Consider the following 15,707-nt stretch of genomic DNA (forward strand, 5'->3'; position numbering starts at 1 on the left):
AAACGCTCTAGTTTGCTGCCGTGTAGGCAGCTTAGAAAATCAGGTACAGGGCCCGCACGGCACTTGCAATGTTTGCTGCCTAAGCAGCTTTGAAAAGCTTGTGGGTCACTATCATGCACATGCAAGGTTTTCTGCTATATAAGTCGCTGAAAAGTTTTTTAATTTCAGCAGCTTAGCTGGCTTTGAATAATTGGCTATCAAATGTCCAATTGCTAAGCCGTTGCTGGCGGCGGCCCTGTCGCAAATGCAGGTTAAGACCACAGCCCTAGCCTGCATTCATTCCAATTAGTCACCGAGCATCAGAAGCCGCGGGGACTCCTTCAGTAGCCAGCTTTTCCGTTTTACGCTGCGGCAACGTCCCATTCAAAATGAAGTACGCCAGCAGGCCAATCACCAGTCCCCAGAATGCTCCGCCAATCCCGAACAGGGTGATATTGGCCGCTGAAGCTAAAAAGGTGATCAAGGCTGCTTCACGTGATTTGATATCGGCCATGGCCCCCGCCAGGCTGCCACCTATGGTGCCCAACAGCGCTAATCCCGCCAGCGTGGTGATAAAGGTCGCGGGGAAGGTCATGAATACAGCGGCCAGCGTTAGCCCAAACACACCTACCAGAATGTAGAACACTCCGGCTGCCATGCCGGCTACCCAGCGTTTGGATGGGTCCTGGTGTGCTTCCGGGCCCGTGCAGATGGCCGCGGTAATAGCGGCTACGTTCATGGCGTGGGAGCCGAAGGGGGCCATGATGAGCGAGCCTAGGCCGGTGACCCACACAATTGGGTTGGCGCTGGTACGAAAGCCATCGTTGCGCAAGACCAGCATGCCGGGCATGTATTGGCCGGTCAGCGTGATCAGAAACAAGGGTAAGGCTACGCTCAGCAAGGCATTGAGCGTGAACACCGGCATGGTGAACACGGGCGCGGCCAGCTCCAGTTTCAGGCCGCTCAGGTCGACGCGCTGCTCCAGGAGTAGAAATGTCAGGCCCAGAATCAGAATGCCGACCACGGCATAGCGGGCCGAGAATCGCTTGATGACCAGATAGGCCAGAATCAGCAGGCCTGCCAGTGTCGGGTCCAGCGTCATGCTGCCAAATGCCCCTATGCCAAATTGCAACAGAATCCCCGCCAGCAGACCGGCGGCAATACCGTTGGGAATCAGGCGGATCAGGCGCTCGAAGTAGGATGACAGGCCCAGGACGACAAACGCCGCTGCCGAGATCAGGTAGGCGCCGATTGCTTCCTGATACGGCGTGCTGGCCAGCGCCGTGACCAGAAAGGCGGCGGCCGGAGTGGACCAGGCGGTGATGATGGGCTCGCGCGAGACCCAACTCAGGAGCAGACCTGTCACGCCCACACCAATAGAAATTGACCAGACCCAGGAGGCAGTCAGCTCGGGGCTGAGGCCGGCGACTTTGGCGGCCTGGAAAACCAGAATAAAAGTGCCGCCGTAGTTGACGATGACCGAGATCAGACCGGCTACAATGGGCGGGATCAAATCGCTGACTAAATAGGATGAGGATGATCGTGAGGTAGACATAGTGCTCTGCGCTTTCCAAAAGGAGAGATGACAAACGAGCACTATTTATAGCGATTAAATGGACTGTTCAGATAGGACGCTTTTTGGTTGTATGACAGACCACTTTTGAATTAGGTAGGTGCCTGACTATACGGACTGGAGTGGCTACGTGATTTTTGGGTGTGGCCCGAGCTGGATTGAAGCTGGGCTGCAAAGCCACTAATGGTGGCTTTATGACGAGTTGCTCGTCTTGTGAATCGCGTTTTTCATAATAGTACTTTTTCTTGTTGTACGGCGTGAATAATGTTGCCGCAACCGCAACCGCAACCGCAACCGCAACCGCAACCGCAAATAGTGGGCTTTCGATTCTTTGGTGGCTAGAAATAAAAAAGCGAGGCAGCCTGCAAGCTGCCCCGCTTTTTTGCTGAGTTCGCCAGAGCTAGTGGCTCGGTGCTCAGTTTTCCTTGAACTGCAGCCAGCCGTCGTCCAGCCAGGCATTCAGCATTTCCAGTTCGTCCTCATCCAGCTCTGCAAAAGCATCGCCAGAAGTGGGGAGCTCACGCTGATCAGCCAACAATTTCAGCGCCGGGCTGGCAGGGCAGGGGGCGACTTCACCGTTGATATACAGCTCATCGCCGCGGTACATCATGCGCGAGCAGCGGTCCAAAGCCAAGCGGCCTTCAGGCAGCACGGGATCGTGCAGATCCACCGGGTCTTCGGCAATGTCAAACCAGCTATTACTGGGCAATTCGGTCAGCCAGACGCCCAGGAACCGTGAGGCCAGCGCTTCATCAAAACGAATGGCGTTCAATGCATCCAGCGACTTTTGAATCAGGTTTTCCGGCAAGGCGGCAGGGGTGGTGCTGGCCTGTGCATCCGGGTCGGTGTAGCGCTGCTGCATGGCCTCGGGCATGGGCATCGGTGGGTCGGCGTACAGGCCAAAGCCTTCGCCGCTGGCAGCGGCCAGTTGATCCGATGCGGCATCCATCAAGCCACGGGCCAGCGTTGCCTGAGTAGGCGAGCGAAAGCCGATGGAAATCGTCATGCAGTCGCCAATCGCAATCCCGTCATGTGCTACGTGCGGGGGCAGATACAGCATATCGCCGGGTTCCAGGGTGAACTCTTCTTCTACCTGGAAATTGCGCAAAATCTTCAAGGGCAGGTCAGGCACCAGGCTTAGGTCTTTTTGCTGGCTGATGCGCCAGTGACGCTTGCCGTGGGCTTGCAGCAGGAACACGTCGTAGCTGTCGAAATGCGGGCCTACGCCACCGCCATCAGAGGCGATGCTGATCATGGCATCGTCCAGACGAGCATCACCGATGAAGCGGAACTGTCGCATCAGCGCGGCAGTATTGTCATCGTGCAAATCCACGCTTTGGGCCAGCGCAGTCCAGTTGGGTTGGGAGACAGGCGGCAGCTCGTCAAATGGTCCGGTTTCCATTTCCCAGTCCTCACCGTCATGGATAATCAGACGGGACTCGACTTCTTCGCGTGTCACCAGTTCACGGATATTGTCGATGCTCAGCGAGTGCTTGAAATTAGGGATGGCGCCGCGTATCAATAAGGGTTTACGTTGCCAGTAGGTTTGCATGAACTCATGCGCGCTGATGCCGCCCAAAAGGGTCAATGGCTGGTCGATATTCATGGACTGCCCGAACAAGAATTAAGTAAGTCCGTAGCTTAACTGATCCGGTCTGTCCCGGTGTATGGCTAGCCTGCGTATCAGGCGTATCCAGCGCAAAGAATCCAGAGAAATACTCACGAAATAGAGTGATTGATTCACGGTGGGGAGGCTAAGAATGATTGATTGTCGATCTGCTCGCCAACGGCCCTCGGAAAACTGCATAAAAAAGGGAGCTTCTTGGGCTCCCTTCTGGACTGTTTAACCAGCCGCCTTCATCTCTTTTTTCCAGCGATACAGCAGATCCAGGGCATCGCGTGCGCTCAGGTCATCGACATCCAGTTGCTTGAACTGATCGAGCAAGTCCAGTGCTTTTTCTGTAGTCGGGTCAGGCTCGGCGACCGTGGCTTCCGGAGCGCTGCCCGCATTGAACAAATCCAGTTGTGCACTAGGATCGTTTTGCGCTTCCAGGCGGCTTAGCTCGCGGCTGGCCTGGCGTATAACTGCAGAGGGAATGCCAGCACGCTGTGCAACCTGAATCCCGTAGCTGCGGCTGGCCGGTCCTTCCTGGACCTCATGCAAGAACACGATGCCGGAAGCGGATTCCGCGGCGGCCAAGTGCACGTTGGCAGCGGCAGGCAGCTCGTTGGGCAGGCGGGTAATCTCGAAATAGTGCGTGGCAAACAGGGTCAGCGCCTGGTTGTGGCTGAGCAGGCGATGTGCGATGGACCAAGCCAGGGCTAGTCCGTCATAGGTGGAAGTGCCTCGACCAATTTCATCCATCAGCACCAGGCTGTGGGGGGTGGCGCCAGCCAGAATCGCGGCCGCTTCCGTCATCTCCATCATGAAGGTGGAACGGCCGCCGGCCAGATCGTCGGCGGCACCGATACGGGTGAAGATGCGGTCTATCTGGCCGATACGGGCCCGGCTTGCCGGGACAAAGCTGCCGATGCGGGCCAGCAGGGCAATCAGGGCAACCTGACGCATATAGGTGGACTTGCCCCCCATGTTCGGGCCGGTAATCAAAAGCATGCGGCGTTGCGCATGCATTTCGCAATGGTTGGGCGTGAAGCGTTCGATGCTGTGCTCCACCACAGGGTGACGGCCTGCTTCAATCCAGATGCCAGCCTGCTCGGTCAGCTCGGGAGCGACCCAATTATTGTCCAGTGCGTGCAAGGCCAGGGAGGACAGGGTATCCAGTTCGGCCAGGGCGCTGGAGCACAAGGCCAAGGGGCCTGCGTAGCTTTGCAGCTTGTCCAGCAACGCATCGAACAGGAACTTCTCGCGGCTCAGGCTGCGGTCCTTGGCCGACAGGACCTTGTCTTCCCATTCTTTCAGCTCGGGCGTGATGAAACGCTCGGCATTTTTCAGAGTCTGGCGGCGCCGGTAATCATCGGGAACCTTATCGGCCTGACCGCGGCTGACCTCGATAAAGAAGCCATGTACGCGGTTGTACTCAACACGCAGCGTGGCAATCCCGGTACGCTCGCGTTCGCGGGCCTCGATTTTCAAGAGGACATCACCGCTGTCGCTGGCCAGGCTGCGCAGTTCGTCCAGGTCAGGATCATAGCCATCCGCAATGACCCCACCATCGCGTATCAGCAAAGCGGGCTCGGCGGCGATAGCGGCCTGCAGCAGACGGGCCAGTTCCGGGTCCAGGGCCAGGCTGAGCAAATGTCGATGCAAGTGCTCGGACTGGGCAAAATTGTGTTCCAGCTCCTGACGCAGCTCGGGCAGCGTGGCCAGTGCATCCCGCAGGCTGGCCAGTTCTCGGGGACGTACGCTACGTAGCGATATACGGGTCGCAATCCGCTCAAGGTCAGGGAAGCGACGCAGTGCCTGGCGCAAGGCGCCCAAGGGGTCGCCCGCATTCAGACTGGCGCTTTGCTGGGTCTGGAAAAATAGGGACACCACGTCCTGGCGTTGTTGAACCGTCTGGTTCAAACGCAAGGGGTGATGCAGCCAACGGCGCAGCAAGCGACTGCCCATGGGAGTCTGACAATGATCCAGCGTCGAGAAGAGAGTGGGGCTGGTTTCGCCGCTGATGGTTTCGGTGATTTCCAGATTTTTGCGGGTGATCGCGTCCAGTACCAGAAAGTCCGAGCTGTGCTGCACGCGGATAGCCGTGATATGCACCAGGGACTGGGATTGTGTGCTGCCGACATAGCGTAGCAATGCACCGGCGGCAGCTGTCGCCGCAGGCAGATCGTCCAGGCCAAAACTGGCCAGAGAGTCCAGATCAAAATGATCGAGCAAGGTCTCGCGCGAGCCGTCGGCGGCAAAATGCCAGTCGGGCAAAGTATGGCAACTGGCCTGGGGAAGTTCGGGAGCAGGACGCTGGGACTCGGGATAGACCAGCTCAACGGGGCCGATACGGTTGAGCTCGGTGTCCAGCATATCGGGCTCACACTGGCTGACCAGAAATTCGCCGCTGGCCAGATTCATCCAGGCCAGCCCCACCATTTCCTGACGTTGCACCTTCATGCGAGTGCAAGCGGCGATCAGGCGGTCTGCCTTGGGGGGCAGCAAGGCATCGTCCGTCAGTGTTCCGGGCGTGACAACACGCATGATCTTGCGCTCGACGGGGCCTTTGCTGGTGGCCGGATCGCCTACTTGCTCACAAATCGCGACCGACTCACCCAATGCCACCAAACGCGCCAGATAACCTTCCATGGCGTGAAAAGGCACGCCAGCCATGGGAATCGGTTCGCCGTTGGAGGAACCCCGCTTGGTCAGCGTCAGATTCAGCAAACGCGCGCCGCGCTCGGCATCGGCGTAGAACATCTCATAGAAGTCTCCCATCCGGTAGAACAACAGATGTGAACCAGCCTCCGCTTTGAGCTGAAGGTATTGGCGCATCATGGGCGTGTGGGCGGACAGATCGGCAGCAGAAGTCATAGCGCAGTACAGGTCAGGGAATTCAACAACAAGGCCGCCCAGAAGGCGGCTGAGTGGATATTGTAGCGAGGGCGGTCAAGAGGGGGGGAGGGGGCGTGCTGAATTAGTCCCGCGTACTGACACCTACGCTTGCCAATGGTTCGAAAACGGTAATAGAATTCATTCTCATTCAAAATAATAGTCTCCATTTCTGCAGTCAGTGACCGGTCTGTTTGTGTTCGTTGCGTGCTGGGGGATGGTTTTCAACGTTCGATGGACGCACGGCATTATTCCGAGTTGGTCAATTTCTTTGCCCGCTTTCTCAATGACCGGGAGGCGGCACGAGAGGTGGTGCAGGAAAGCTATGCCCGTGTGTTTGCCGGGGTGTCGCCAGCGCGCCCAGCCCGCAATTTGCGTGCTTTGCTGTTTCGTGCTGGCAAGAATATTGTGATTGATGGCGCCAGGCGTCGGCAGGCGGAACAGGTCATGCTCGATACCTTGACCATGATGACGGCCAGGGAGGCTCCCAGCACGGAGTATCTGGTGCAGGTGCGCCAGCAGCTCCAGGCCCTATTGTCTCGATTGGGGGTCATGCCCCGCAAACGGCGCGAGGTATTCGTTCTGGTGCGCATTTATGGTTTTAGCCATCAGGAGGCGGCCAGCCATTTGGGCCTGTCTTTGGCGTCAATTGAAAAACATGTGGTACGGGCGGTGATGGACTGTCTGGACCTGGCCAACGCGTAGTGAGATTTTTTCATGGCGGCACCGGATCGAATTGCGCGAGCGCGCCTGGAGCAAGCCCTGCTATTGCTGGCTCGCCAGCACGGGGGTGATGAGGCCACGGCGCACGCGGCCAAGACGCAGTTTGAGCGGTGGCGTACGCTCAGTGCCGATCATGCAGCCGCTGCAGAGCTGGCGCTGCGAGCGTGGGAGAGCACGCAGGGCCAGGGCCTGCAAGACCGCGTGGCCCTGCCCGGCCCATACCGGGAGAGCAAGCCTGCACGGCGGCGGGTATTGGCCATGCTAGGCGTGCTCGGCATTGGCCTGGCGGCAGGTACAGGAGCCCAGTGGTATTGGCAGCAGGCGTTGCAAGTATTGGCGTTGCAGACCGGCCATGGCGAGCAGCGTGAATACGATCTGCATGATGGCTCCCGCCTGTCTCTGGCTCCCCACACCCGACTGGAAGTGCGCATGATGCGTACAGTACGCCAAGTGCAGTTAATGGAAGGGATGATGTATGTGTCGGTGAGTAAAGACCCCACACGCCCCTTTTGGGTAGAGACCCCTCAAGGGCGGGTACGCGTCGTGGGCACGGCGTTTTCTGTCCGGGTCAGTCCTCATGCGTTGCAGGTGGCCGTGGCACGCGGGCAGGTGACGTTTTTCCCCCATCGTGAGCGTGACCAACGAATCGATCTGCAGGCTGGCCAGGCCTTGCGTCTGGATGCTGATACACCCGCGACAAGAGTGGCAGTCAATCCGGAGCAGGTTGGCGCCTGGCGTCTGGGCTGGCTGGTTTTTGATCAGACCCCACTGGACAAGGTGGCTGCTCAGTGGAACGACTATTTGTCCCCGGCGCTCAATCTGGCTGATGATCCGCGCCTGCATGAACTGCGGGTGACTGGCAGTTTCCGTTTGCGCGATCCGCGGGCTTTTCTGGACAGTTTGCCGGGAATATTGCCGGTGCAGGTCCAGCGTGATGCAAAAGGGGCTTGGCAGGTGTCCCTGAAAAAATAATTGTCCGGTAAAGAGGCTCTCGCTCGTCTACACATGCAAAGCCTCTACAAGGACCTCTTGCCATGAAATCCCTTTTACGCCGTTGCGGCGACTGTGTTCGTTCTGTTTATGTGGCCGCTGGCCTGGCCGGGATGGCCTTAAGTGCTCCGGGGACCCCCGTGTGGGCGCAGGCTCGCGGGGCGGCGGCCATCATGCTGGACAGTCGTACACTAGCCGTGCCTGCCCAGCCCTTGAGCGCCACCATCAATACCCTGGCGCATCAGTGGGACGTGGCGATTTTATTGGATGCCACGTTGGCTGCCGGGCGGGCGGCGCCTGCCTTGCAAGGCAGGGTCTCCTTGAATGAAGCACTGGAGCAAGCGCTGGCAGGCACTGGCCTGCTAGCATCGCCCAGTGGCTCGGCTGTAATTATCAGTGCCACGCCTTTGCCACCGACCACCAGCAACAGTGAACAGGCCCAGGAGCTGGCCGCTATTCGGGTACAGGGCAAACGATTGGCGCCCGGGGTCACTGAAGGTTCTGAATCTTACCTGGCCGATTCCAATAGCACGTCTACCCGCCTGAACCTGTCTTTGCGCGAAACTCCACAGTCCGTCAGTGTGATGACTCGACAGCGCATGGATGATCAAGGGCTTACCCAGTTGGCTGATGTGGCCGCCCAGACCCCGGGGCTGGTTTATGTCGCAGGCGGTAACTCTGGCTCGGACAGCAGCATGATTTACGCGCGTGGCTTTGTGGTTGAGAACTACATGGTCGATGGCATGGGCCAGACCTACAGTGGCTATCGTTCGCTGTTTCAAAGCAATGACATGGTGCTCTATGACCGGGTCGAAGTTCTGCGCGGGGCCAGTGGCTTGATGAATGGTGTGGGTGAGCCGGGCGCTACCCTGAACATGATGCGCAAGCGTCCGACGCAGGATTTTCAGTTCAGGGCCAAACTGGAAGGGGGGGCCTGGGATTACTACCGGGGCGAAGCGGATCTGTCCACTCCCTTAAATGAGTCCGGCAGCATGCGTTTGCGTACCGTGGCTGCCTGGCAGGATAACCATTCCTTTATTGATCGTCTGCACGAAAAAAAGCAGATCTTTTACGGTATTTTTGAGGCGGATCTGACGCCATCGACCTTGTTCAGTCTGGGATACACCTTTCAGAAGCACAAGAGTACGAATCATGCCGGACGAGGCCTGCCTCTTTTCTATTCTGATGGAGGTCTGATCGACTGGGACCGTTCTACATCCGGCGCAGCCAGATGGGCTTATTCGTCGCGTCGCAATCAACGCTTGTTTGCTTCCTTGGAGCATCGTTTTGATAATGACTGGACCTTAAAAGGCGTCCTGGATCGCTCCGAGACGCGCTACGACGAGGTAGTGGGCTATGCCTCGCAGGGCTTTCCAGATCGTTATACGGGAGCGGGTGTTGGCTTGTGGGCGGGGCGCTGGTCGGGTGAACCCGTGCAGACCAGTCTGGATATCAGTGCCAGCGGGCCGTTCCAATTGCTCGGGCGCGAGCATGAGGCCGTGGTCGGGCTGACCAGCTCACGTACCCGGGATCTGGCGCCAAGCTATACCCTGTGGTGGCACAGGGACTGGAATGCCAGCGTTCAGGATATTTTTAACTGGGACGGTCGCTTCCCCTCGGAACCCGCCAATCCCGCCACCGGCCAGACGCGTTCGGTGGAAAAGATCAACAGCGCTTATGCCACCGTCCGTTTCAAGCCCAGCGACAATCTGGCCGTCTTGCTCGGTGGCCGCATGACCAGTTGGTCGCTCTACAAGAACTCCTTGTCTTACGCCAGTGGCAAACGCACCGAGACAGTGCGTACCGCCAACGACCAGTTCACCCCCTACCTTGGGCTGGTCTATGACTTGTCCGATCACTGGTCGGTGTATGGCAGCTACACCAATATTTTCAAGCCCCAGGAGTATCGCGACGCGGATGGCAATTATCTGGACCCGCGCACTGGCAACAGCATGGAAGTAGGGCTTAAGGGAAGTTATCTGGATGAACAACTGAGTCTGGGCCTGGCCTTGTTCCGTACTCGTCAGGAAAACTTTGCCGTGGTGACTCCCGGCGTATATGGGCCCAGTGGAGATGCCGCCTATGAAGCGGTATCGGGCGCTTTGACCCGGGGGGTGGAGTTGGAGGCCACCGGGCAGCTCAGCCCGCAATGGCAAGCATCGGCCAGTTTTACCCGTGTTCTTGCTCAGGACCGCGATGGCAAGGCATTGCTAACCGGTGTGCCGCAAAACACCTTCAAGTTGTACACCACGTATCACCTGCCCTCGGTGGGACAGGGCCTGACGGTAGGGGGCGGACTGCGTTGGCAAAGTGGTGTGTATGAGGAACAGGCAGGTCCCTTGAAGCAACGTCTGGACCTTCCCAGTGTGGCGGTGTTTGACTTGATGGCCCGCTACACGGTGAACAAGCAGGTCAGCGCCTATCTGAATGTGAACAATGTCTTTGACAAGCATTATCTGACGACCGTCAATACCGCTGTTTACGGTTCGCCACGCGCGATTCGGGCCGGTCTGGATCTCCGGTTTTAAAGGGGACGGTGATGAAGTCCAAAGCAGTGAGGCGCCGCTGGGCGTTTGCCCTGGTTGCGCTGCTGGCGCTCGGTGCGCTGGCAGCGCATGCGGGGCGTTCGTCAGCGCGGTTTGATACGGTGTCTGTGAAACAAGGTGATATTCGTGCCACCGTCGCGGCGGTGGGCACCTTAAAGCCCCGTCGCTATGTGGATGTCGGTGCGCAGGTCTCGGGTCAGATTACCGCATTGCCGGTGGCTCCGGGCGATCAGGTTGAGCAGGGCCAGTTGCTGGTGGAAATTGACCCCAGCGTACAGCAGGCCACAGTCGATGCAGGCCGCGCTTCGTTGGCGGCATTTCGCGCCCAGTTGGCTGAGCAACAGGCCCAGCTTTTGTTGGCACGCCAGCAGTTGACACGTCAGCGTCAGCTGGAGCGTCAGCAGGCCAGCCGTCAGGAAGATATACAGATTGCTCAGGCGAACCTGGCAAGCGCGCAGGCCCGTGTGGCTCATGTGCGGGCGCAGATGGAGCAGACCCAGGCCACGCTGAAAGCCGACGAGGCGCGATTGGGCTACACGCGCATTTACGCGCCCATGAGTGGCACCGTGATTGGTGTGCAGGCCCGTGAAGGCCAGACCTTGAACGCCACGTATCAGACTCCCACCATCCTACGCATCGCTGATTTGAGCACGATGACAGTCTGGACCAGCGTGTCTGAGGCGGATATACGCCGTATCAAACCTGGTATGGCGGTTACGTTCACCACCTTGGGCGAACAGAGTGAGCCCCAGGTGCGCCATTGGCAGGCCACTGTGCGCCAGATCATGCCAGCGCCTGAAGGCAGCACCCAGGAAGAAACGACGGCGGCCACGCCTGCCGCGACGCAGGCCATCATGTATACAGTGGTGTTTGATGTGGACAATGCGGACGGCGAATTGATGCCACAGATGACGGCGCAGGTGCTGTTTGAAATTGCTCGTGCCGACCAGGCTTTGCTGGTGCCCGTGGTGGCCTTGCGGCCTGACCTGCAGCGTGGTCCAGACGCCTTTACAGTGCCTGTGCTGGAGCAGGGCAAGCTGCAGGAAAAGCCGGTCAGCCTGGGGGTGCGCAATCGACATCAGGTGCAGGTTCTGGAGGGGCTGGCCCAAGGTGAGCAGATTGTGTTGGCCGTGGTCGCGGCCGAGCATGGCTGGCGGTGGTTGCAATGGTAGAGGCCGCACCTGCCTTGATTGAGTTGTGCGATATCTGCCGTATTTACGGTGGCCCTCCCAGCGCCAAACCGGCTGTGCAGGTTCTGTTCGATGTCAGCTTTCGCATTGAACCAGGCGACTTTGTGGCGATTGTCGGTGCTTCGGGCTCGGGCAAGTCGACCCTGATGAATCTGCTTGGTTGCCTGGACAAACCCAGCAGCGGCACGTATCTGTTTGAGGGCCGGAATGTGGCGCAGCTAGGCCCGGACGAACTGGCCGCCTTGCGACGGGAAACCTTTGGATTTGTGTTTCAGGGCTATCACCTGATCCCGACCGAAACGGCCAGTGAAAATGTGCAGATGCCCGCAATTTATGCGGGTATGGACGAGGCCAGCCGCGCTGAACGTGCCGCGCGTTTGTTGAGCAGTCTGGGCTTGGTGGACAAGCTGGATAACCGGCCTAACCAGTTGTCCGGCGGTCAGCAGCAGCGCGTCTCCATCGCTCGTGCCCTGATGAATGGCGGCCGGGTCATTCTGGCTGACGAGCCTACGGGTGCGCTGGACTCGGCTAGCGGTGCGGAGGTAATGGCACTGTTGCGTGAGCTGTCCGATTCCGGGCATACCATCATTCTGATTACGCACGACCAGAAAGTGGCCGCGATGGCGGACCGGGTCATCGAGATCCGTGATGGTCGTATCCTGTCTGATAGTCGCCCCGATGCAGCGGCCCCCTCGAAGGCCAGGCAGTCTTTAAGGGAGCCGCAACATCGCCGCTCACCCTGGCTCTCGGAAATCAAGGACGCTGCACGCAGTGCCTTGCGTAGCATGTTCCTTAACCGGCATCGCACTGCTCTGACTTTACTGGGTGTGATTATTGGGGTGGCCTCGGTCATTGTCATGCTGGCGGTGGGCGAGGGTGCACGTCAAAGGGTGATGGATCAGATGGGGACGATGGGCACCACCATCATGTACCTGAGCAGTTCCTCTCCACCCCATGGGCTGCCCAAAGGGCAACTGACGCAGGAGGATCTGGAAGCGATTGGAGAGCTGCCTCTGATACGACGCGTGATGCCGGTGATCGGGGACCCGATTACCGTGCGGCGTGGCAGTGTGGACCGGCAAGTGTATGTGTTTGCCGCCAATGAAACCATGCCGGCCATTCACCGTTGGGAACTGGCCCAGGGCCGTTACTACACCGATGCCGAGGACCGTGATCTGGCGCCTCTGGTGGTGTTGGGGCATCGCGCGGCCCAGCAATTTTTTCCCCATGTCAAACACCCTTTAGGTCAGCAGTTGCTGATCGGCAATTCGCCTTTTGAGGTGATCGGTGTGATGCAGGAGCGCGGGGCGGATTCGGGGGCGCAGGACTATGACGATATGGTTTTTGTACCTTATCAGGCGGCCCGGGCACGGGTGTATCAGGCCCAGACGCAGCCTGATTATGTGGTGATTGATGCGCAGGACAGTTCCACTGTTCTGGAAGCGGAACAGAGCATGCGTCAACTGCTGATCCAACGTCATGGCGGGCGAGAAGACTTTTCGATTGGCAATGCAGCTGCGCGGTTGCAGGCCGAGGCTTCCACGCGGCAGGCCATGAGCATGATGCTGGGTTTGATTGCCGCGGTGTCTTTGTTGGTGGGCGGCATTGGTGTCATGAACGTGATGCTGATGACGGTGCGTGAGCGTACGCGGGAAATTGGTATACGTATGGCAACGGGTGCGCGACAAAGCGACATCCTGCGCCAGTTCTTGACCGAGGCGGTTCTGTTGACGATTACAGGCGGTTGCCTGGGCGTGCTGGCAGGTGCAGTTGTGGGCATTGGCTTGATCGTTGGAGGGGTGGATGTGGTGTTTTCCTTGCGGGCGGCCTTGGGCGCCTTTGGCTGCGCCGTGGTGACGGGCATGGTGTTTGGTTATATGCCAGCACGCACGGCGGCAGCGCTGGACCCCGTGCAGGCTTTGGCTGGAGAGTAGACATGGCTCATTACCGATGGATAGCAGGGGTCATGAGCACGCTTGTGCTGCAGGCTTGCAGCTCCTTGTCCTCCGACCTGGACAAAACCCCACCGACGCTGCCCCAGGCGTATCAACAGCAGGCCAAGGCGACACCCAGCCCTGTACCGGCTCAGGTAGAGCTGCAGTGGTGGCGTGCCTATAACAGCCCCGCCTTGAACAGCCTGATGCAGGAAGCCTTGAAGGATGTGGCGCTGCTGCGTCGGGCCCAGGCCCGGATCTTGCAGGCGCAGGCCCAGGCACGCATTACCGGAGCCAGTTTGCTGCCGGAATTGCAGGGCAATCTGTCTGCGCAACGAGAGGCGCCGGTTTCTTCGTCTCATGGTGAGTCCCGCTCGCACTATGTGACTGGTGTATTCATGAGTTATGAGCTCGATGTGTGGGGGCGCCATCGGGCCCAGGCCGACAGCGCTGTATTCCTGGCTCAGGCGGCGAACTACGAGCTGGATGTGCTGCGTGTCAGCGTGCAGGCGCAGGTGGTGCATTTAAGCCTGCAAGCCTTGGGTGATAAACAGCGGGTGGCAATTGCGCGACAAAACCTGGCTGTTGCACAACGCTTGTTGCGTTTGCTGGAAGCCCGTTTGCAGGCAGGGGCGGCATCTCCTTTGGAGCTGGCACAGCAGCGTCAGTTGCTGGCTGTGCAACAGCGCAAATGGTTGGTGATTGAAGAACAGGCGATTCGCACGCGGGTGGAGTTGGCGACTTTGTTGGGTCGTACTGAAATCCTGCCCGAGCCGCAGGAAGACATTGCCAATTTGCAGGTGCCAGAGCTGGAGGCGGGTTTGCCTTCACAGTTGCTATCGCAACGCCCAGATATTGCGCGCATGGAGGCCCAGTTGTCGGCGGCTCATGCCGATGTGCAGGTGGCTCGCGCTGCCATGTTCCCCAGCCTGACCTTGGGGGCCCGGGCAGGAGCATCGGCTAATCATTGGGAAGAAAGCGTGCGCCATCCGGTCTACAGTCTGATCAGCGGGCTGGTGGCTCCCATCTTCAATGCGGGTCGACTGCAGGCAGACAAGGATTTGAACGAGGCCCGTTTACAGGAATGGCTGGCACAGTATCGCCAGACCATTGTGCAGGCCTATATGGAGGTCGAGGGTGTGCTGGCACAGCTGCAGAGCCTGGATGCCCAGGCACAGACCATGGAACGGGAGTGGGAGCAAGCCAAGCTGGCGTTTCAACTGGCCGAAGCACGTTATCGCTCCGGCTCGGAAACCTTGCTGTCTTTACTGGATGCGCAGCGTACCTTGTACGCCGCTCAGGATGTGCGCGTCAGCTTGCTGCAATCGCGTTTGCAGTCCCGCGCCGCGCTCTTTCGAGCGCTGGGCGGGGGTTGGCAAGCTGGCTCAGGCGGCCTGGCTGATCAGGGGACGGTGGCACAGGCTGGGGTCTAACAGGCTGGCTGCCGCCTCGTCGAGCAGGATATGGGTGTTGGCGTGTTGCTTCAAGGCGGTGAAAGGCAGTTCGGGTGTGATGCCGCCTTGCTGGTAATTGAGCATGGTGCGCGCCTTGTGCTCGCCCGTCACTACCAGGGCAATTTCACGGGCGCTCAGAATATCGGCAATCCCCATGGTGATGGCCGAGGCCGGCACTTCGTCCATGGAGTCAAAAAAACGGCTGTTGTCGATACGGGTCCGCTCGGACAGGGCCACCACATGGGTGTGGCTGTCAAACGGCGTGCCCGGTTCATTAAAACCGATATGACCGTTGGTGCCTACGCCCAGCAGTTGCAAGGCGACGCCGCCGCTGGCAGCAATCGCTGCGGAGTATTGCTGGCAGTGCTGTTCCTGTTCGGTGGCCAGGCCATTGGGCAGATGCAGACGTGTCGCATCAAAAGGCAGTTGGTCAAACAGGTGCTGGCGCATGTAGTAAGCGTAGCTTTGCTCGTGCGTCGCAGACAGGCCTACATATTCATCCAGATTGAAGCTGCTGATACCCGACACATCCAGCCCGTTGGTGCGTACATCCTGTACGAAACGTGCATAAATGGGCTCCATCGTTCCCCCGGTGGCCAGACCCAGCGTCGCTTGCGGGTCCTGACGGATAATGTCCTGAAGGCGGGTGCTCAGGTGTGCTGCAATTGCTGCCGAATCGGGGAAGACTAAAAACATAATCTTGTTCTTCGTAGGGGCGGATTAAGTTGAAAAAAAACTTCGCCGCAAGTACGGCGAAGTTTGATATTCCGAAATTCTAATGGGACAACGATGTAACGTCAGTTTTTTTTTGCAAGCAAGT

The 15,707-nt window shown here is 58.7% G+C and carries 10 protein-coding genes; 6 read left to right on the top strand and 4 right to left on the bottom strand.

Annotated elements, in window-relative coordinates; all coding sequences use genetic code 11:
• Positions 1 to 289 precede the first annotated feature (289 nt).
• The 3 genes from FE795_RS04405 to mutS all read right to left on the bottom strand — a co-directional run bounded on the left by FE795_RS04405 (position 290) and on the right by mutS (position 6,032).
• Positions 290 to 1,534 (bottom strand): benzoate/H(+) symporter BenE family transporter, encoded by a 1,245-nt coding sequence (locus FE795_RS04405; RefSeq protein ID WP_003802709.1) that lies wholly within the window; start codon positions 1,532 to 1,534, stop codon positions 290 to 292.
• Positions 1,535 to 1,967: 433 nt separating this feature from the next.
• Positions 1,968 to 3,158, bottom strand: a complete 1,191-nt coding sequence (locus FE795_RS04410) for a JmjC domain-containing protein (RefSeq protein WP_131071365.1) — start codon at positions 3,156 to 3,158, stop codon at positions 1,968 to 1,970.
• 237 nt (positions 3,159 to 3,395) lie between these two features.
• Positions 3,396 to 6,032, bottom strand: a complete 2,637-nt coding sequence (gene mutS, locus FE795_RS04415) for a DNA mismatch repair protein MutS (protein ID WP_131071366.1) — start codon at positions 6,030 to 6,032, stop codon at positions 3,396 to 3,398.
• 252 nt (positions 6,033 to 6,284) lie between these two features.
• Here mutS and FE795_RS04420 point away from each other — a divergent pair, with 252 nt between their 5' ends.
• The 6 genes from FE795_RS04420 to FE795_RS04445 all read left to right on the top strand — a co-directional run bounded on the left by FE795_RS04420 (position 6,285) and on the right by FE795_RS04445 (position 14,866).
• The gene (locus FE795_RS04420) at positions 6,285 to 6,755 is read left to right on the top strand and encodes an RNA polymerase sigma factor (RefSeq protein WP_003802702.1); all 471 of its coding nucleotides are present in this window, start codon (positions 6,285 to 6,287) and stop codon (positions 6,753 to 6,755) included.
• Positions 6,756 to 6,767: 12 nt separating this feature from the next.
• Positions 6,768 to 7,745: a FecR family protein gene (locus FE795_RS04425; RefSeq protein ID WP_131071367.1), complete on the top strand. Its 978-nt coding sequence runs from the start codon at positions 6,768 to 6,770 to the stop codon at positions 7,743 to 7,745.
• A gap of 62 nt (positions 7,746 to 7,807) precedes the next feature.
• A complete protein-coding gene (locus FE795_RS04430) occupies positions 7,808 to 10,291 on the top strand; it encodes a TonB-dependent siderophore receptor (RefSeq protein WP_219235751.1) in 2,484 nt (827 codons plus the stop codon).
• Positions 10,292 to 10,302: 11 nt separating this feature from the next.
• A complete protein-coding gene (locus FE795_RS04435; protein ID WP_131071369.1) occupies positions 10,303 to 11,481 on the top strand; it encodes an efflux RND transporter periplasmic adaptor subunit in 1,179 nt (392 codons plus the stop codon).
• Positions 11,475 to 13,433 (top strand): ABC transporter permease, encoded by a 1,959-nt coding sequence (locus FE795_RS04440; RefSeq protein ID WP_131071370.1) that lies wholly within the window; start codon positions 11,475 to 11,477, stop codon positions 13,431 to 13,433. The genes FE795_RS04435 and FE795_RS04440 overlap by 7 nt, the downstream gene beginning before the upstream one ends.
• Positions 13,434 to 13,465: 32 nt before the next feature.
• Positions 13,466 to 14,866 carry an efflux transporter outer membrane subunit gene (locus FE795_RS04445; RefSeq protein WP_003802693.1) on the top strand — a complete coding sequence of 467 codons (1,401 nt, stop codon included), beginning with the start codon at positions 13,466 to 13,468 and terminating at the stop codon, positions 14,864 to 14,866.
• Here FE795_RS04445 and FE795_RS04450 read toward each other — a convergent pair.
• On the bottom strand, positions 14,819 to 15,583 hold the full coding sequence (locus FE795_RS04450; protein ID WP_219235752.1) for a glucosamine-6-phosphate deaminase: 765 nt from the start codon (positions 15,581 to 15,583) through the stop codon (positions 14,819 to 14,821). The genes FE795_RS04445 and FE795_RS04450 overlap by 48 nt on opposite strands.
• Positions 15,584 to 15,707 lie beyond the last annotated feature (124 nt).

Source organism: Alcaligenes ammonioxydans, assembly GCF_019343455.1.
GTDB classification, from domain to species: Bacteria; Pseudomonadota; Gammaproteobacteria; order Burkholderiales; family Burkholderiaceae_B; genus Alcaligenes; species Alcaligenes ammonioxydans.